This is a genomic window from Natroniella sulfidigena (genome assembly GCF_023223645.1).
GTDB classification, from domain to species: Bacteria; Bacillota; Halanaerobiia; order Halobacteroidales; family Halobacteroidaceae; genus Natroniella; species Natroniella sulfidigena.
The window spans coordinates 56,452-75,101 of record NZ_JALKBY010000006.1; the positions used below are offsets into that span (position 1 = coordinate 56,452).

15 protein-coding genes are annotated in these 18,650 nt (G+C 35.2%); 1 reads left to right on the forward strand and 14 read right to left on the reverse strand.

All coding sequences use genetic code 11. The annotated features are described in order from the left end of the window. Positions 1 to 29: 29 nt before the first annotated feature. From MWH28_RS05325 to MWH28_RS05335, 3 genes are all read right to left on the reverse strand, one after another. A complete protein-coding gene (locus MWH28_RS05325; protein ID WP_248618271.1) occupies positions 30 to 1,193 on the reverse strand; it encodes an aminotransferase class I/II-fold pyridoxal phosphate-dependent enzyme in 1,164 nt (387 codons plus the stop codon). Next, positions 1,190 to 1,675 carry an Lrp/AsnC family transcriptional regulator gene (locus MWH28_RS05330; protein ID WP_248618272.1) on the reverse strand — a complete coding sequence of 162 codons (486 nt, stop codon included), beginning with the start codon at positions 1,673 to 1,675 and terminating at the stop codon, positions 1,190 to 1,192. Before MWH28_RS05330 ends, MWH28_RS05325 begins: the two co-directional genes overlap by 4 nt. Before the next feature lie 110 nt (positions 1,676 to 1,785). Further along, complete coding sequence (locus tag MWH28_RS05335) at positions 1,786 to 2,370, reverse strand: DNA-3-methyladenine glycosylase (protein WP_248618273.1); 585 nt, start codon at positions 2,368 to 2,370, stop codon at positions 1,786 to 1,788. 388 nt (positions 2,371 to 2,758) lie between these two features. Between MWH28_RS05335 and MWH28_RS05340 the strand changes: the two genes are divergently transcribed. After that, positions 2,759 to 3,906, forward strand: a protein-coding gene (locus MWH28_RS05340) for an IS3 family transposase (protein ID WP_248618274.1) whose coding sequence is annotated in 2 segments (ribosomal slippage) — positions 2,759 to 3,005 and positions 3,005 to 3,906 — 1,149 coding nt in all. Because the reading frame shifts where the segments join, the coding sequence is not laid out codon by codon here. 215 nt (positions 3,907 to 4,121) lie between these two features. Here the strand turns inward: MWH28_RS05340 and MWH28_RS05345 are convergent. The 11 genes from MWH28_RS05345 to MWH28_RS05395 all read right to left on the reverse strand — a co-directional run bounded on the left by MWH28_RS05345 (position 4,122) and on the right by MWH28_RS05395 (position 18,647). Beyond that, a complete protein-coding gene (locus MWH28_RS05345; RefSeq protein ID WP_248618275.1) occupies positions 4,122 to 4,784 on the reverse strand; it encodes a protein-L-isoaspartate(D-aspartate) O-methyltransferase in 663 nt (220 codons plus the stop codon). A 154-nt stretch (positions 4,785 to 4,938) separates the two neighbouring features. Next, positions 4,939 to 6,999: a thioredoxin domain-containing protein gene (locus MWH28_RS05350; protein ID WP_248618276.1), complete on the reverse strand. Its 2,061-nt coding sequence runs from the start codon at positions 6,997 to 6,999 to the stop codon at positions 4,939 to 4,941. A 460-nt stretch (positions 7,000 to 7,459) separates the two neighbouring features. Further along, positions 7,460 to 8,242, reverse strand: coding sequence for a YdcF family protein (locus tag MWH28_RS05355; protein WP_248618277.1), 783 nt, complete (start codon positions 8,240 to 8,242; stop codon positions 7,460 to 7,462). A gap of 231 nt (positions 8,243 to 8,473) precedes the next feature. Continuing rightward, positions 8,474 to 8,755 carry a MoaD family protein gene (locus tag MWH28_RS05360; protein WP_248618278.1) on the reverse strand — a complete coding sequence of 94 codons (282 nt, stop codon included), beginning with the start codon at positions 8,753 to 8,755 and terminating at the stop codon, positions 8,474 to 8,476. An 8-nt stretch (positions 8,756 to 8,763) separates the two neighbouring features. Beyond that, positions 8,764 to 10,548: an aldehyde ferredoxin oxidoreductase family protein gene (locus MWH28_RS05365; protein ID WP_248618343.1), complete on the reverse strand. Its 1,785-nt coding sequence runs from the start codon at positions 10,546 to 10,548 to the stop codon at positions 8,764 to 8,766. Between the two features lie 394 nt (positions 10,549 to 10,942). Further along, a complete protein-coding gene (locus MWH28_RS05370) occupies positions 10,943 to 12,895 on the reverse strand; it encodes a sigma-54-dependent Fis family transcriptional regulator (protein ID WP_248618279.1) in 1,953 nt (650 codons plus the stop codon). Positions 12,896 to 13,173: 278 nt separating this feature from the next. Next, positions 13,174 to 13,899, reverse strand: coding sequence for an OmpA family protein (locus tag MWH28_RS05375; RefSeq protein ID WP_248618280.1), 726 nt, complete (start codon positions 13,897 to 13,899; stop codon positions 13,174 to 13,176). 11 nt (positions 13,900 to 13,910) lie between these two features. Then, positions 13,911 to 15,656 carry a MotA/TolQ/ExbB proton channel family protein gene (locus MWH28_RS05380; RefSeq protein ID WP_248618281.1) on the reverse strand — a complete coding sequence of 582 codons (1,746 nt, stop codon included), beginning with the start codon at positions 15,654 to 15,656 and terminating at the stop codon, positions 13,911 to 13,913. A 191-nt stretch (positions 15,657 to 15,847) separates the two neighbouring features. Next, positions 15,848 to 16,237, reverse strand: coding sequence for an alpha-helical endospore appendage domain-containing protein (locus tag MWH28_RS05385; protein ID WP_248618282.1), 390 nt, complete (start codon positions 16,235 to 16,237; stop codon positions 15,848 to 15,850). 170 nt (positions 16,238 to 16,407) lie between these two features. Beyond that, on the reverse strand, positions 16,408 to 17,187 hold the full coding sequence (locus MWH28_RS05390) for an enoyl-ACP reductase FabI (protein ID WP_248618283.1): 780 nt from the start codon (positions 17,185 to 17,187) through the stop codon (positions 16,408 to 16,410). A gap of 125 nt (positions 17,188 to 17,312) precedes the next feature. Beyond that, positions 17,313 to 18,647 (reverse strand): glutathionylspermidine synthase family protein, encoded by a 1,335-nt coding sequence (locus MWH28_RS05395; protein ID WP_248618284.1) that lies wholly within the window; start codon positions 18,645 to 18,647, stop codon positions 17,313 to 17,315. Positions 18,648 to 18,650: the final 3 nt, after the last annotated feature.

The window sequence follows — 18,650 nt, forward strand, 5'->3', positions numbered from 1 at the left end:
AGATGGGCAATTAATTGCCCATCTTTTTATTATATTTTCTTGATAAATCTTTCCATGCGATTCAAAGCTTCATTAATATCTTCTAATGAAGAAGCATAAGAGCAACGAATAAACCCTTGACCACTCTCGCCAAATACTCCCCCAGGGATTACAACAACACCTTCTTCTTGTAATAATCTTTCAGCAAACTCTTCTGCACTAAGCCCTGTCGCTTCAATTGATGGAAAGGCATAAAAAGCTCCCTGTGGCTCAAAGCAGTCTAAGCCAATATCATTTAACCCTTTAGTAATCACCCTTCTTCTTTGATTATAAGCATCAGTCATCTTATCAACTTCTCTTCTTCCATTTCTCAATGCTTCTAAAGCAGCCTTTTGACTGACGATTGGAGCACACAGCATAGTATATTGATGAATCTTCATCATTGCTTGAATAATCGGTTCAGGAGCTGCAGCATAACCTATTCGCCAACCAGTCATGGCATATGCTTTAGAAAAACCATTAAATAAAATAGTCCTTTCTTTCATTCCAGGTAGACTAGCAAAGCTTGTATGTTCTTGACCATAAGTAAGTTCAGCATAAATCTCATCTGCTAAAACAATCAAATCATGCTCCTCAACAACTTGAGCAATTTCTAATAATTCATCTCGCTCCATTATTGCTCCAGTTGGATTATTAGGATAACATAAGATCAATATCTTACTCTGCTCAGTGATTACCTCTTCTAAAGCTTCAGCAGTCAATTTAAATTCATTTTTACGATCAGTTTGAACTTTAACTGCTTTTCCACCAGCTAAAATAGTCGAAGGCTTATAAGAAACATAAGATGGTTCAGGTAAAATAACCTCATCTCCCTGCTCAACTAAAGCACGCAAAGCCAGATCTAAAGCCTCACTGACTCCCACAGTCACTAAAGTTTCACCTTGAGGATCATAACTTACATTATAATTTTTCTTAAGATAATTAGTTATCTCTCTTCGTAACTCCAATAATCCATAATTAGAAGTATACATTGTATCCCCTCGTTCAAGAGAATAAAAAGAAGCCTCTCTAATATGCCACGGAGTCACAAAATCAGGTTCTCCCACTCCCAAGGAAATAACATCATCTACCTCTGAAACGAGATCAAAAAACTTTCTAATTCCTGATGGTGGAACTTCTCGAACACGAGGAGCTATTACCTCTTCCCAATTCACGGTGAGATCACCAGCCGTTCATCCTCTTGTTTTCCTTTATTAAAGACAACTCCATCCTTTTTATAAGTTTTTAACATAAAATGAGTAGCTGTACTTTGAATTTGATCAATTGTAGCCAATTTTTCTGCTACAAATAAAGCTACTTCTTTCATTGTTCTTTCTTCTACTTTAACTGATAGGTCATACCCACCAGACATTAAGAATACAGAACTAACTTCTGGAAACTTATAGATCCTTTTCGCTACTGCATCAAAACCAATCCCTCTTTCAGGAGTAACCTTAACATCAATCAATGCAGTAACAATCTCCCGGTCTGTCTTATCCCAGTCAACTAAAGCACAATATTTAACTATCACTTGCTCATCCTCTAACTGCTCGATCACCTCTTCTACCTTCTCCACATCAAGATCAAGCCTGACAGCAATTTCGTCAGGTGATAATTTTCCATTCTCCTCTAGTAATCTTAAAATATCACTTTTCATCTTCTCTCCTCCTCACTTACTCGCACTACTAATTTAAATTAATCAATAATTAGCTTAATTATTAAACATTTTACATTATCAGTCCCAAATAATCAATTAATTCTTTGCATTTATGAAAGAAACGGGTTTTCCTTAATACAAAAACGCCATAATTTATCTTTGTACTCTTCCGCATAATCTATATTTATTCTTGGAGTTGCTAGCAAGGCATATTCTTGCTGATTATCTAGAATATAAAGTTCGGTTCCTGTACTCAAATTATATCCATTCAAACTCTTATCTATTGCCAAGGCTTGACAGAGCTTACCTGGGCCATTCGTTAAATCCTCTACTCGTTTACTTTTTATCTGGCGGTTCTTCTTAATTATTGTAAGACCTTTGACTGGTTCTACAGCTCTAATTAAGACTGCTTCTGGCTTGCCTTCCGCTCCAGCTACTACATTAAAACAATGATGAATCCCATAGATTAGATAAACATAACTATATCCACCTTGAGCAAACATTATCTCTGTTCTGGCAGTTCGTTTATTATCATAAGCATGGCAGGCTTTATCTTCCGGGCCAACATACGCCTCAGTCCCAACTATCTTAGCTACTATTTCTTTATCTCCTATCTTTCTAACCAACAGCTTCCCTAATAGCTTTTGCGCTAAAGTAACTGCATCTTGACTATAAAAGTCAACTCCTAGCTTCACAATAGATCGCTCCTTTTAATATGGTCAGCCAACTTAATACATAATTTTCTTACGCTTTATTGATATAAAGTTTCACAATTGACAATTGACGGAATGTACAATTTACAATGGATAGAAAAAATCTAAGAGATGATTTTTTCATCACAAAGGGTTCAAAGAACCCGAAGGATAAGATAAAGTTCTTAAAAACTTAAGTTCTCTGAGAAACCCTGTGATAATAAGTTTTGTTTGCTTTTGCTTATAAGATTTAAAGGTTTTAATTGTCAATTTTGTAAATTGCACATTGTAAATTGAAGTTATACATAATTGTAATACTAGTGTTAGTATAAATTCATGGACACATTTAGTTGAACAATGTAAAATAGAACTAAGAAAGGATGTGTCCATGATGAGCTCAACAGCTAACAGATATAGTGAAGACTTTAAACAGACAATAGTTGAACTGTTCAAATCTGGTAAATCTAAATCAGAACTTTCTCGCGAATATGGCGTTTCTAGAACCTCTATTGATAATTGGATCAAACTTTATACAGAAATAAAGGTTGATGAGTCTGAGCCAATAAGTTATAAAGAGTTATTAGAAATTAAAAAAGAAAATCAAAAGCTAAAACAGGAAGCAGAGATTTTAAAAAAGGCTTTAGCCATATTCGCCAAGGAATAAATGATAGTGAACTAGATAATTTCATTGATGAACATAAAGATGAATATAATGTTAAATTGTTATGCACAGTCTTAAAAGTTGCTCGTAGCAGCTACTATGATCGCAAGACAAGACCTAAGTCAAAAAGAACTATAGAAAATGAAAAATTACAAAAAGAAATTATGAGAATTTACCTAGCCAGTAAAAAGCGTTATGGTGCTCCCAAAATCCATAAAAAGCTTAAAGAAGCTGGCTGGAATATTAGTATTAAGCGAGTACAAAGACTAATGCGAAAGTTAAAGATTAGGTCTATTGTGCATAAAAAATTCAAACCCTGTTCCTCTAAAAATAAAGATGTAGAGGGTAAAAATTTATTAAAAAGAGATTTTTCAACGACTGATACTAATCAAAAATGGGTTTCAGATATAACATATATTCATACTGTTCAAAATGGTTGGTGTTATCTAGCATCTATCATGGACCTTCATACAAGAAAGATTATTGGTTATGCCTTTGATAAATCTATGACTAGCGATTTAACTATTAAAGCTTTAGAAAATGCTTACTTTAATGCTAATCCTAAAGATAATGTTATTCTTCATTCAGATAGAGGAAGTCAATATACTAGTGCTGAGTATACTAAAAAAGCAAATGAATTTAATCTTCTTCAGTCATTCAGTGGGAAAGGAAACCCTTATGATAATGCCTGTATAGAGTCCTTTCATGCTATTTTGAAGAAAGAAGAAGTTAATCATAAAAGATATAGAGATTTTACTGAAGCAAAGTTTGCCATATTTAAGTTTATTGAAAGTTGGTATAACAAAGAAAGAATTCACAGTAGTATTGATTACATGACTCCTGTTGAATATGAAAATCAATTAAGATTAACTGCTTAATTTGTTCAACTTTTTGTGTCTAAGATATTGACTTAAGTCCATACTGCTTAAGTTTAAGGCTGAGGAAATGGTTTTTATTACGAAGGTTTTTTATAAACCCGAAGGTAAGTTTAAGTCAACCACTAGAAACATAAGAACTTAGCTCTTACTTAGACTTAGACTCAAACTTAAACTGAATACTAATATAAGATACCTTTCACCTTAAGCCACACTGCTTAATCCTCATCCACCCAGCCTTCTTCACCAACTAGTGGTACAAATCTAACTCCAGCTATACTTTCTTTTTTCAACTCTCCATTAGATTGTTTGGTCAGTACTAATAACTCCTGCAAATCCCGATCTCCAACAGGAATTACTAATCTACCACCTATCTCCAATTGCTCAGTTAAAGATTCAGGAATCACCGGTGCTCCTGCAGCTACTATTATTCCATCATAAGGGCCAAACTCCTCCCAACCCTCCGTTCCATCACCGATCTTAACTTCTAGGTTATCATAGCCTAACTTTTCAAACCGCTTCCGGGCCAACTCAGCCAAAGCTTGATGGCGTTCAATAGTATAAACCTGCTCTGCAATCTGGGCCAACACTGCAGCAGCATAACCTGACCCAGTACCGATTTCCAAGACTCGATCATCCTCCACTAACTCCAATGCTTCAATCATCAAAGCTACAATATAAGGCTGACTGATCGTTTGGCCCTCCCTAATCGGCAGTGGTCGATCATGATAAGCTTTACTCTTCAATTTATCCGGTACAAAAAGATGGCGTGGAACCTCGCTCATACTCTCTAAAACAGCTTGTTGCTCAATTCCCCGCCGCTCAAGCTGTTCTCTGATCATTCTCTTTCTCTTTTCATCTTCATCAGCAGAGAAAAACATTTTATCCCCCCAGTAATTCAGTGTACAGTTGATAATTGATAGTTGATAGTTAAAAACATACAAATCAAAACATTAAAAAACTATAAAGGATTTTGATTTTATAGGGTCTAAGTTCACATTCGCCCTTTTCTCTTTGACTTTGAACTATTAATTCTCAATTATCAACTATCAATTGTTTTTTTAATTCTTCTAAATCAGTAATCGGTGCTTGACAGGTGAAATCTTGACAGATATAGGCAGCTGTCTGCCCTGTAACTGCTTGATAATCAGCTAGAAAAGGAACTATTTCTAACAATTGCTCTGCATTCTCCTTAGTCTTGACAACTTGCGTCGTAAATGGAGTAAAGTTGGCCCTTAAAACCTCTAGCATCTCTTCTGTCTCTTCTTGCTGTTGCTCAGCAACGATTACAACTTCTCTGTTCTCTGCTTGAGTAGAGAGGATTGATAATAAAAAGTAGGAATAAGCAGTCGGATTATTCTTAATTTGGCCCCCAAAAAAGCTAATCTGCTCTTCTACCTTCTCTTCTAGCTTATTATCTCCTGTCAGTTTGGCCAATTTAAGAAAATTTAATGTCGCTACAGAATTACCTGACGGCATTGCTCCATCATAAACCTCTTTAGGACGAGTGATTAACTCTTCACCATCTTCACCATAAAAATAGAGCCCTCCTGCTTCATCATCCCAGAAATATTCCAATAATTCATCATTCAATAGCAAAGCCCGCTTTAGATATTCAGGATTAAAGGTCGTCTGATATAATTCAAGCAATCCCCAAATCAAAAAAGCATAATCATCAGCATAAGCTAAATAAGCAGCTTCCCCAGCTCGGTACCTAGCTAATAAGCGATCTTGATAGAGATTTTCCCACAAAAAATCACTAGCTTGCTGGGCCAACTGTTGATACTTACCTTCACCTAATACTCTTGCTCCTAAGGACATAGCAGCAATCATCAACCCATTCCAACCGGTCAAGATCTTATCATCCTTATCCGGATGTACCCTTTTCTCACGAGCTGCAAATAACTTCTCTCTAGCATCCTTAAACCTCTCATCTACTTCAGCTTTATTGAACTGTTGGCCAATTAAGTTGGGGATACTCTTCCCTTCAAAATTCCCCTCTTCAGTAATATCATAATATTGACAAAACTCTTCGCCTTCCTTATCACCTAAGACCTCTTTGATCTCTGCTGGAGTCCAGACATAAAACTTACCTTCTACCCCTTCAGAGTCAGCATCTTCTGCGGAATAAAATCCTCCGCTTGTAGAGGTCATATCTCGGCTAACATAAGTTAGAATCTCCTCAGCAACTCGAGCATAAGCATCATCATCGGTAATCTGATAGGCTTCTAAGTAAGCAATCGCCAATAAAGCGTTATCATACAACATCTTTTCAAAATGCGGTACTAACCATTTTCTATCTGTAGAGTATCTAGCAAATCCATAACCCAAATGATCATAGATTCCACCAGCATACATATTATCTAATGTCTTAGTTACTAGATCTAGTGCTTCCTGATCAGCACTTAATTTCCAATATCTCATTAGAAATAGTAAGTTATGGGCCAACGGAAATTTAGGTGCTGAACCAAATCCACCATACTCTCTATCAAAAGTACCTTTGAAATTTTGATAGGCACGTTCAATCAAATCCTCCATCTCTGTTGTTGAGAGATTGGTCTGTGAATCAACTTTCTCTTTTTGTTTGATTGCTTCCATTATCTGACTGCTAGATTGTAATAAAGCAGAGCGATCATCCTCCCAAGCGGATTGAATCCCCCGTAAGATCTCTAATAATCCAGGTCGCCCCATCCGCGACTCCTTTGGAAAATAAGTCCCAGCAAAGAATGGTTCTTTATCAGGGGTCATCACTACCGTCAAGGGCCAACCCCCTCTACCAGTCAATGCTTGGCAAACCTTCATATAAATATTATCTACATCCGGTCGCTCCTCGCGATCTACCTTGATCGAAACGAAATGTTCATTTAAAAATTCAGCTACCTCTTCATCTTCAAATGACTCCTCCTCCATCACATGGCACCAATGGCAAGTAGAGTAACCAATTGAGAGAAAAATCGGCTTATCCTCCCGCTCAGCCTTAGCAAAAGCCTTCTCATCCCATGGATACCAATCAACTGGATTGTAAGCATGCTGTAATAGGTACGGACTCTTCTCATCTATTAAATGGTTTGCTTTCTGCTCGGTTGATGTTGGCATTATTTACCTCCCGGAATAATTTTGATATAAAGTGGCACTGTGCCACTTTATATCAGTTGACAGTTTACAGTGTACAGTTGACAGTGGATAGAAAAAATCTAAGAAATGATTTTTTCATCACAAAGGGTTCAAAGAACCCGAAGGAAAATCATTAAAACCATTAAAACAAATCCAAACTATCATGAGGAATGTTTCGCAGTGACATCTAGATTTTTTCGTTTAGTTTCTTGATGAACCGGAAATCAAATCAGAGCATGAATTAGTTAATTTTCCTATTTTAAAATTAACTTGCTCTTGTTTGATTGGAGGTGAGTCTTAGAAACTCAGAAAAAATCTTTCCGAACGAGAAACTTTCCTCATGTTAATAGCATATCGAAAGTGACACAATATTGTAATAAAGTTTAACTTTAAAATAAACAACTGCATTTTTAGTATATCTACATTACCCGTTTAAAATTCATCATGCTTTAAAATAATACCAGACCAAACCCAACCATTCATGTACAGCCCGCAATGACTTATCTAACGCAAAACGATTTGGAATAAACCTCAGCAGACTAATCTCCGTATCAAAAGTATAATCTACAGGAGCTGCTACTAACTCTCCTTCCCAATGCTCTCTAAATGAATAGATCGAACGCCTCATATGAGTCGCACTAGTAACCAAAATAATCCTGTCATATTCATCACTAAGTAAAGCAGTAGTATTAGCAGCATTCAGCCAAGTATTTAAAGATTCTCCTTCAGTAATTATCTGCTGATCACCAACACCCCAATCGACTAAGACATCCCTCATTATCTCCGCTTCTGATAGACCAGCAACTCCTGGTGGTACTCCACCACTAACAGCCAGATCAAAGCCAGTCTGATTATGTAACTGCCATCCTCCATACAATCTAGTTAAAGTAGTCTTTCCTATCTCTTCTCCCTGTGGTGTTCCTCGAACTACACCACCTCCTAAGACAACTATAACAGTATCCTCCCGCTCAAACAACTCTTCTTCTGTAATAGGGGAAAATCTCTCCTCTAATGGTCTAACTAAGAGAGTCTCTCCCCAATAAGAACTTAGAATATAGATCATAGCTAATAAAACTACTAGCGGGAGAACTATTTTACTCTTTAGGGTTAAACCAAACTCTTTTCTTTTGAAATGTAGAAACAAGAGTGATATTAATAATAATAAGATAAATAAGCCCGGTGGTAATAATAAGCTTGATAGAAATTTAACGATAAAAAAATCCATCATTTCCTCCTTTTAATTGATATAGCTTAAGTTTAAGGCTGAGGTTAAGTTTAAGTCAACCACTAGAAACATAAGGGCTTAGCTCTTACTTAGACTTAGACTCAGACTCAAACTTAAAATGAATCGTAATAAAATTTTACTTTAAATTAATTTTATTGTCAAATTTTATGATAGATAATAATAAAAGCTCTATCCTTGTGATTACAAAGATAGAGCTTAATATTTAAATTATCATCCCCCACCAGATGGTGGAAAGATGGAGACCTCATCATCTTCACTTACTTCAGTCTCCAATTTATCTAGATGGAGCACATTAGTACCATTTACTAAAATAATCGTCCCCATCTTGATCTGACCATCTTCAAGTAGCTTCTCACTAAAGATACCTTCATAATCTTGATCCAACCTAGCAATAAGATCTTCGATCGTCGTCAAGCCATCCAAGTCATATTCGACTCCTGACTCCTTCAACTCAAGTTTCAACAAGGAAAAGAACTTAATCTCTAATCCCATAATTCACCTCACTTCAAATTGAGTTCTGTTAACTTCTCTGCAGTTGGAATTCCTTCTTCATCCCAACCTCGTTCAGTATAGTAGTTAGGTAATAACTGATCCAATTTTGCAACAGAACCTTGATGTGGACCATCAGGTAATGGCTCTTCTAATAATCTCTTAGGCAGTGTATCCTCCTGCGGATCAATTCCAGCATCTAGATTAAAGAGTCGCTCTAGATTATAAATTCTATCTCCTGCTGCTAACAACTCTTCTACACTGAGATCAAAACCTGCCGCAACATTAACCAAATCACGATAATCTTCAGCTTGTAGAGCAAAGGAAGTAAATAGACACATTCCAATTGAATCAATTACAGCAGTTAAGTCCTGGAAGATCTTAACCCATTCTGGTTTTCCTTTTAACTCTTGAGGATCAAGCTTTTCTGGCACTCCTAAAACCTCAGGAGAGATCATATATCCTCTTACATGGCAGCCTCCACGATTAGACGTAGCATAATTTAATCCTTGACCCTGTACTCCTCGCGGATCATAAGCTGGCAATTCCTGCTTTTTAACACTCATTGAAGCTTCAAGATAACCTTTATTTTCAGCCAAGCGATATGAACCTTCTGCTAATTGATCACCAAAGCCTTCTCGATAAGCCATTGCTTTTGTATAATAGACAATTGCTTCTGAAGAACCAAACTTCAACTCAGGGCCATCCTCCAACTCTTCTTGCTCAATATAATCTTTCTCATATAACTCCATTGCTGCTGCTATAGTTGCTCCAGCTGAAATAGTATCAAGACCTAACTCATTACACATAAAGTTAGCCTCAGTAATAGCATTTAGATCATTGACCCCACAATCAGCCCCAAAAGACCAACCACTTTCATACTCTGGGCCTTCTCCACTTCTACCATTAGGCAACTTAGTATCACGACCACAACTGATTGGACAAGCATAGCAGGCTTTATTACTCTTCAAGTAACCTTTTTCAACCAACGCCTCTCCAGAAACTTCAGCCACATCTGCAAAGGTTCCTTCTTGGAAGTTTCTAGTTGGATAGATTCCATTCTCATTAATAATATTATCCAATACCTTAGTTCCTAATGCAGGTAAACCTTCTCCAGTAACCCCATCTTCTTTAAGGATCTTAGTATGCTTTTTAACTACTTCAATTAAGGCTTGCTTATCATACTCAACCTTCTTTTCGTTGGCCCGTACAACTACTGCCTTTAAGTTCTTAGAACCCATTACTGCACCAACACCAGTTCTACCAGCTGCTCGATTCTTTTCATTCATAATAGCTGCAAAGAGAACTTGATTTTCACCCGCTGGGCCAATACAGCTAACTTTAGCCTTTTCATCTCCAACTTGCTGTTGTAAGTAATCAGTTGTTTCAGGAACAGTCTTACCCCAGACATCTGTAGCATCCTTCAACTCAACTTGACCATCAACAATCGATAAATAGACTGGAGAGTCAGCCTTTCCTTCTAAGATAATCAAATCATAACCAGTAAACTTCAACTCTGCACCAAAGAAACCTCCTGAATTACTAGAAGCTATAGTCCCAGTTAATGGCCCTTTAGTAACTACCATATACCTTCCACCTGTAGATGCAGAAGTACCTGTCAATAATCCAGTAGCAAAGATCAATTTATTATCTGGACTTAAAGGGTCAACCTTAGGATCAATTTCATCATATAAGATCTTCGATGCTAGACCTCTCCCACCTAAATATTCTTTAATTAATTCTTTAGAAATCTCTTCTTCTGTTACTTCTTGATTAGTTAAATTAACTCGTAACATTAAACCTTCATTTAATTTAGCCACTTTTAATCTCCTCCTTAAAATATATTTATTACTTTCATAAGCTATAAACCTCTTATTTTGTTATTTCTGTAAAACAAATCCAAAAACCTTTTTTTCATATTTCATGCTTATCTTGTATAAGAGTTCTACTTAAATCAAATGCAACTTTTGTTCCAATTATCAAAATTTAATGATTATTTTTCTGATTTTATCTTAAGAGGCTATTTTAAGGAAAATTGATTCTTGATTCATCTCAAATTAATCTGTTAAAATTACTAAAATTCGCTTTGTACTCTCAATCGGTTAGTTATTGTTTTATTTCATTACACCCGCAAGAAGATCCAGTTCAGATAGTTGTTCAATTTTGGAACAGCGTTAGAAAAGATAACAATCATTCCAAGCTGATATTATATTTATTTATCTTGCGATAAAGAGTATTTCTAGCAATTTGAAGGCAATCAGCAGTTTTGCTTATATTACCATTAAAGTGTTGTAGAGCATTTCGGATTGCCTCTGCTTCTGCTAAAGATAATAATTTACCTGTTGGTTTATTTGAAGTCTTAGATTCTCTTAAATAATCAGGTAAATGCTCTAGTTGAATCAGATTACCCTCTACTAAATTCAATGCTCGTTCTATTATATTTTCTAATTCACGAATATTGCCGGGCCAATCATAGTTCAGTAATGCTGCTTCTACCTCTTCAGTAATCTTGACTCTACTCTTTCCTAATAGTTGTCCATATTTCTCAATAAAATGCTCAGCTAAAATAATAATATCCTTCCCTCGCTCTTGTAAAGCAGGCAACTTAATCTCAATCACATTCAAGCGATAGTAAAGATCCTCTCGAAACTCCTTATTAGCAACTCTCTTTCTTAAATTTTGATTAGTCGCTGCAATAACTCTCGCATTAACAGGAATTACTTGATCACTACCTACTGAAGAAACCTCATTCTCCTGCAAAACCCTTAGTAATTTAACTTGAGCATTTAAAGCCATCTCTCCAATCTCATCTAAAAATATAGTTCCCCCATCTGCTAATTGAAATTTACCTTGCCTTCCTTTTTTCTTAGCACCCGTAAATGCTCCTTCTTCATAACCAAATAACTCACTTTCTATTAAGTTATCTGGAATTGCTCCACAATTTACTGTCACAAAATTATTATCTCTCCGAGGACTTTTGTTATGGATAGCTTGGGCAAATAACTCCTTACCAGTTCCAGTTGGCCCTAATAATAATACAGAAGAATCATTGACTGCCACTTTACTAGCCAGATCGATTACTTTGGTCATTGCTTTACTTTGGCCAATAATATCTGCAAAAGAGTATTTAGTCTTTACCTGCTTTTGCTGTGCTAATTTCTTATCAGCCAGGGAGTCTTTAACTTCAATAATCACATCTGTAACATCCCCCTCAGCATTAGAAACTACTTTAGCCTTTGATGCAAATTGTAACTTTTCCCTTTTCAAATTCCAAACCATCTCTTCTTTAGGCTGTGCTTGGACAGATTTCACTAAGGAATCGAAAGTAGAGTTGGGAAAGAAATCCTCAATACCTCTTCCAATACACTCTTGAGGAGGATATCCTAAGATCTGACTTCCTTTTTGATTAATCTGAGTAATTATTCCATCTTGATTTAGATTAAATAGACCTTGATCAACGGATTTTAAGATTAAGCTCTGCTTTCTTTCCGAAAGAACCAAATCCTCTTCTATATCTTTAACTAGAAGTCTATTTTGAATCAATCTAGCTGCAGCAGTTACCAATCCTAATGTATGAGCATGGGCCAACTTATAATGGCCCGAAATATCAAGAACTCCAATAAACTCATCCTCTGCATCAAATATTGGTGCTGCTGAACAGGTCAAAAAATGATTCTGTTTAAAATAATGTTCACTAGCATAAACAGTTAATGGGGATAACTCTTCTATCACCGTTCCAATGGCATTTGTTCCTTGCCTCTTTTCAGCCCAGTTGGCCCCTTCAATCAAACAGACATCCCGAGCTTCTTCTTTAAAATTGCTATCACCAATTACCTTTAAAATATAACCGCTCTTATCAGTTAAAATTACAGTAAAATTAGACCCTTTAATCGATTGGTACAACTCCTTCATAATAGGGGTAGCTATTTGAATCAAACTCTCAAACTTATCTAACTTCTCTTGCAGCTTATTTTGTTGTAAGACATAAGCTTCATTCTTCTTATCAGCAAAAGGATCAATTGAATAATTAATACACCTTTGCCAAGAACGGCTGATCTCAGGATCTAGCTCCTCCTTTATCTCACCATTCAAAACAAAATTTTGCCATGCTGTAATCAACTTCTGCTTATCATTTCCGTTCACAGCTCTCCCCCCTTTTTATCTTACTTCCGATAGCTTGTTCACTTTATATCAATAGTTTATAGTTGATAGTGGATAGTTAAAACAATAAAACACATTACCCCTTAGTTATAAAGGTTTTAAGAGGGTTAGATTTTGAATTTTCCATCCAGTCTAAAAAACAGACTGTTTGTGAAACCCATAGAAACCATATCTACTATCAATTTTAAACTATCAATTATCAATTGAAGTTACACAATATTATAATACATCTCAAAGAAAAAAGCTAGGAAGCAGACTTCCTAGCTAGCATTGATTACTTCTAACATCTCTTCCATTACTTCATCATCTTTCAAACGAAACTTAAATTCCACCCTCCGTGACTTATCCCGATTAACCGAACCATCTGGATTCATAATTAAATTACTCTCCGATCTCCCGTTAGCTGTAATTCTCTCTTTTAAAATATCTCTATACTCATACTCTGGAAAATCATCTCCCAAAATATAGCGTACCACGCTATGAGCTCTCTGCTGAGATAGCTCTAAATTATACATATAACTACCAACATCATCCGTATGCCCCTCAACCACAATCTCTGAAACATGATCCCGATACTCCGGGGCCAAAATAACATTGATATACTCAGGAATGAACTCTTCTAACTCCTCTTTAAACTGTGGTTGAATCTTATCTTTACCAAACCCAAATAAAACACTACCACTAAAACGAATTGCCCCAGTTCGCTGATCAACCTCAATATCCAGATCAGATTGGGCAAAGGTCTGACTTATATCCCTTACAATCTCTGCTCTAACCCCCATCAATTGTTCAATTCTACTTTGATAATAATCCAACTCTTCTTGCTGTTGTTCTAATCTATATAATTGTGATTGCCTCAAAAACAGAGTAATAATCAAAAATAAGAGGATTACCAGAATAATTGTAGTCAACAAGTCAGTAAAACTGGGCCAAAAGCTCTCTTCTGCTGCTGTTGAACTTAAAATTCGTCTATTCTTCTTTAACATATACTCACCCTTTAATCATTTTGACTACCATTTAAATATTCTTCTAATTCTTGTGAAGTTAAGACATTGATATCACTGTTTACCTCTTTTGGTTCTCCTTCACCTTCTGAATTCGTAAATAACTCCTTCAACTCAGAGCCAACTTGAATATTTTGATTGGTATTTTCCACTAACTCATAGACTGCTGTATTTAAATCTTTGATTACCTCTTCTAGATCATTCAGGTTAAAATCAATATCGCTCAAAAAATTACCTAACAAGCTATCCATATTCTCAAATTTTTCATCAATCAACTGCTCTGATAATTCAATATAATTTTTAAATTCCTCTAAAACCCTCTTTAACTCTCTATTATGAACTTGATTGAAATTATTCATAATCTTTTCCAATTGATTAATCTTGGTTACCATATTCTGATCTAATGTCTTAGCTAAATTATTCACCTTATAGATCAACTTGCCATTAGTTTGATTAATCTTCTCACAGGCCATTACCAACTTACTCTCTTCCTCTTGTCTCTGCTCTAAACTTTGACTCTGCCTTTTAAATTCTTGACTGTAACCTTCTAAATAATCCTTTAATTCTGTAGTCAAATCAGTCAATAATTCACGTTGTGATCTATTTTCTTTTGTAATAGCAGTTTCTAACTCTCCTATCGTCTCACTAAATTGCTCAGTATAAATTTGGAAACTATCTTCTGTCTTTTTAGTTAACTCTTTTAATAAATTGAGTTCCTCTTTAAGAGTTTGATTGCTCTGATTTTGAATCTGAGTCTGCTCTTTAAATAAGCCTAAATAACTCTCTTGCTGTTCTTGTAGACCGTTAAACACCTTAAATAATGAGTCAAAATTATCATTTAAATCATCTAGTCCTACTTTAAATTGTTCAGTAAATTCTTCACTCTGTTGATAAGTCTCTTTTAACTTCTCCTGAACTAGATCAAATTTTTCAATGCTTTTATTTAATCGATAGTTAAATTGATTCATATGCTCCCTTCCTTCTTCAAATTCAGCAGAAAAGTTCTCAAAGCTACCCATCAATTGATAAATATCTTCTAATACTCCTCGCAAATCATTGATTGAATTAGTATAAGTACTAGTCAATGCCTCTTGTAATTGATTGATTGATTCAGTAAATAAATTACGCTGCATATTCTCGGTAGAAACCTGATTATCAAGGTGATTTTCTAATTTCAACATAATCTTTGTTAATAACTCCTCAGCATTAAAAAGTTTAGTTACAAAGTTGATAAGCAAAGAATATACCATTCCAATAATACTGGTATTAAAAGCTATCTGCATCCCTGACATTACCGAACCAAATTGTTCTAAATTAATATCTGTCGTAGGCAATTGGCTTAATGAGTAATATAAACCAATAAAAGTCCCTAGCACCCCCACTAAAATAAAGATAGAGATTGATTTTTGAATAAAACTGAGTGAACTTACAACAGGAAGTGCTAAAAATTGATTTTCATCACTCCCTAACCCTACCTCATAATCAGCAAAATAAGATTCAATAAATGAACGAGTATTTACCTCTGTCATTGAATTTCCTAATATTTTTTTATAATCTGTTACTAATTCTTTAACTACTCCATATTCTAAACCTCCACTATCAAGTTCTTGATCTAAAAAACTCAATTCCTTGAAGATTTTAATGTAAACCAATAAATCAACAATTAATAATACAGAAAGCCCTAAAAAGACTGTTAAGCTGGTCATATTAGTAAAAATCCCTTGTAAAAAGTAAAACATAATTAGCCCCTTTCTAATTAATTGATTAATCACCTCTATCTATTTTATATTCAATCTTTAGGAGAAATATTTTTAAATTGGAATATTTTATTTAATCATTTAGTCATAAGTGACTAAATGATTTCTGAACATAATTCGTAAAATAAAAAAAGCAGAGGATTTCTCCCCTACCTAAAGCCTTAATTATTCAGTTAATCTTTCCTTTTTTTCGTAATCACTTTCTTAATCGTCTTCTTTCCATCTGCTACTTCCTCAATAATCTCCTCTTCTACTTCTACCTCCATTACATCCTCTGGTTCACTCTGATTAACTTCAGCTTGACTCAGTTTTAAGATATCTTCTAAATCAGCCCGTAATAACTGTTGTAAATCGATACCTGTTCTCATTATTTGATCTACCCTCTTTTGAAATTTAAGCAACTTCTTAGCACTCATATCTTCCCAATCTACTACTTTTTTCAATTCTTCAGCCTCAGCATTAACTAACTGAGCAAGTGCTGTTCTAGCTAGAGCGGTAGATTCTAATACATCAGTAATTGCTTCTTCTCTATCCTTTTTCGCCGGTACTAACTCTTCAAACATTATCCAACCCTCCCTATATGTTTATAAATTGATTATTTTACATTATATTCTATTGGAGGGTTGGACTAAATATCACTAGATTAGATAAATATTTAAATTTAATTGGTTTTAAAGGCTCTTGACTTTAACACACACTCATTACTCACACTGACACTGTTTAATTTAATTACCTACCCTATAATATTATAACCACCATCAACATGAATAATCTCTCCTGTTACCCCTTGGGATAGATCACTTAATAAATAAAGAGCACTCTTAGCTATTTCTTCACCTTTAACCAACCTCTTCATCGGAGCCCGCTCAGAAAAGGCTTTCAATAAACCTCTAAAATCAGAGATTCCACACGCTGCTCGAGTCAAAACTGGCCCAGGCGATAAAGCATTAACTCTAATCCCTTCTTCACCAAAGTCATCTGCTAAATAAGCAACTGATGATTCCAATGCAGCTTTAGCCACTCCCATTACATTATAATTAGGCATTACCTTTTCACTCCCATAATAAGAAAGGGTAATCGCTGACGAATCTCTACCCTTCATCAATGGCTGGGCCAACTGTAATGCTTTCGTAAATGAATAAACACTGACTTCCATCGCCTTAATAAAACCTTCCCGTGAAGTAGCTACATACTTTCCTTGTAACTCATCCTTATTAGGGCCACCAGCAATCGCATGAACTAAAAAGTCTAATTCACCATTAAAGTAATCATTCAATTTATTAAAAACTTGAGTAAATTGCTGATCATCTAATACATCCAATTCTTCATAAAATTCTGCTCCTAATTCATCAAATAAGGGAATTACCTTCTTAGCTACCTGCTCATTTTGATAAGTAAAAGCTAACTCTGCCCCTTGCTTGTGCATCTGTTGGGCAATCTTCCAGGCAATTGATTTATTATTAGCAACTCCCATAACCAGACCTTTCTTTCCTTGCATTAAGTTTTGAGTCATCATTTTCACCCCTACAATTATTTAATTTAACCACGTACAATTAGTTACCTTTAATATAAATTCTAGATTTGGTTTCTAATACCTTCTTTTACAATTAAGTTTATCTTAAGGTTATTATTAACTTTTTAAGAGTTGCAATTATCTGCTTTACTTATAAAATTAGGTAAAGTAACACAACCGGTTGCACTAGCAATCACATCTTGTTGAGCTGCTCTAGTATAAATCCCTTTAAATTCTTGATTATACAAAAACAGTCCTAGAATATACTTATAAGGCTCAAATTTAAGCTTGCCATCTACAAAGACTGCTAACTCTTGACTAGGTAATGAGCAATATTCTTGGACTAAATAAGTCCCTGGCTCTATCTTATCTAATTTAGCCTGCCACTCTTGTTCAGTTACATCTTTACCAATCACTACCCCTTGAGCACCATACAAATCTAATGGCTTTAAAACAAAATCTTCTTGATTCTTTTTAACTTGATTGACTTGCTTATTATTAGTAGGTTGATATTGAAATGTGAGCGGAATATGCTGCTTAATAAATTCTTTTTCAGTTTGCTCTAAAAAATGAACCTTTTGTTCATCATGCAAAATAGAAAAGATAACCTTATTATGTATGATCTGTGATCTGAGCGGGCCAACAACACAGACATCTTGATTGCGATAAGCAGCCAAAAAATCCTCTATCTGTTGATAATGCTCCATTAGATCTAAGGTCACTGCCCGCCGATAAATCAAATCAACCCTAAAATCATCCTTATATAAGTTATCCCCATCATAACTTAATTCTCTAGGATCAATAATCTGAACCGAATAACCTTTCTGCTCTAATACCTCTTGAAAATACTCAAATTCACTGACCATCCCATAACCTTCAAAATCCATAATCCCAATATTAGGTTGCTCTAGTTGGCCACCAAATTGAGAATAATTATCTAGTAGGGTATCTAGCCAACTCTCTACTAATTCACAATACTCAATTTGATAATCTTCAGCTAAAGTTTTGACTGCTACAGTATCTAAAAAATGTTCTTCTAAGGTATTAGTCTTAACCATCCCTGAAGAACCATCTGCATTTAACTCACAAAATTTAAAGTCTGTTGGCCCGTGATAAAAGATATCAAAACGAGCCATTGGAAAGTAAGAATCATAGCCAGGATCAACTAAATTTAACTCTTCTAACTCCTTAGAAAATCCAAAGTATGATCGAAACTCTTGGTCAGTTAAATATCTATCAACAACCTTCACTAATATCTCAGTCAGTTGAGCAGTTAATTCTTTAAACTGCTTAATCTCTTTAGCAGTAAAGAAAAAAGGTTGATATAAGAAAGGAATCACTGCCCCTTGGTAGTAGGCAGCTGAATCCTCAAGCTTATGATATAATAACTGGTAATCCTCAGCATATCTTGCCTCATCTGCTGTTAACAACTCTTGATATACCCGAAATAGTCGATCCATCCT

What these genes read in the sequence shown, in the direction of transcription:
- MWH28_RS05330 (WP_248618272.1), bottom strand. Translation starts at nt 1,675, where the DNA reads ATGAAAAGTGATATTTTAAGATTACTAGAGGAGAATGGAAAATTATCA.
- MWH28_RS05345 (WP_248618275.1), bottom strand. Translation starts at nt 4,784, where the DNA reads ATGTTTTTCTCTGCTGATGAAGATGAAAAGAGAAAGAGAATGATCAGA.
- MWH28_RS05350 (WP_248618276.1), bottom strand. Translation starts at nt 6,999, where the DNA reads ATGCCAACATCAACCGAGCAGAAAGCAAACCATTTAATAGATGAGAAG.
- MWH28_RS05355 (WP_248618277.1), bottom strand. Translation starts at nt 8,242, where the DNA reads ATGGATTTTTTTATCGTTAAATTTCTATCAAGCTTATTATTACCACCG.
- MWH28_RS05360 (WP_248618278.1), bottom strand. Translation starts at nt 8,755, where the DNA reads ATGGGATTAGAGATTAAGTTCTTTTCCTTGTTGAAACTTGAGTTGAAG.
- MWH28_RS05365 (WP_248618343.1), bottom strand. Translation starts at nt 10,548, where the DNA reads ATGTTACGAGTTAATTTAACTAATCAAGAAGTAACAGAAGAAGAGATT.
- MWH28_RS05375 (WP_248618280.1), bottom strand. Translation starts at nt 13,899, where the DNA reads ATGTTAAAGAAGAATAGACGAATTTTAAGTTCAACAGCAGCAGAAGAG.
- MWH28_RS05380 (WP_248618281.1), bottom strand. Translation starts at nt 15,656, where the DNA reads ATGTTTTACTTTTTACAAGGGATTTTTACTAATATGACCAGCTTAACA.
- MWH28_RS05385 (WP_248618282.1), bottom strand. Translation starts at nt 16,237, where the DNA reads ATGTTTGAAGAGTTAGTACCGGCGAAAAAGGATAGAGAAGAAGCAATT.
- MWH28_RS05390 (WP_248618283.1), bottom strand. Translation starts at nt 17,187, where the DNA reads ATGACTCAAAACTTAATGCAAGGAAAGAAAGGTCTGGTTATGGGAGTT.
- MWH28_RS05395 (WP_248618284.1), bottom strand. Translation starts at nt 18,647, where the DNA reads ATGGATCGACTATTTCGGGTATATCAAGAGTTGTTAACAGCAGATGAG.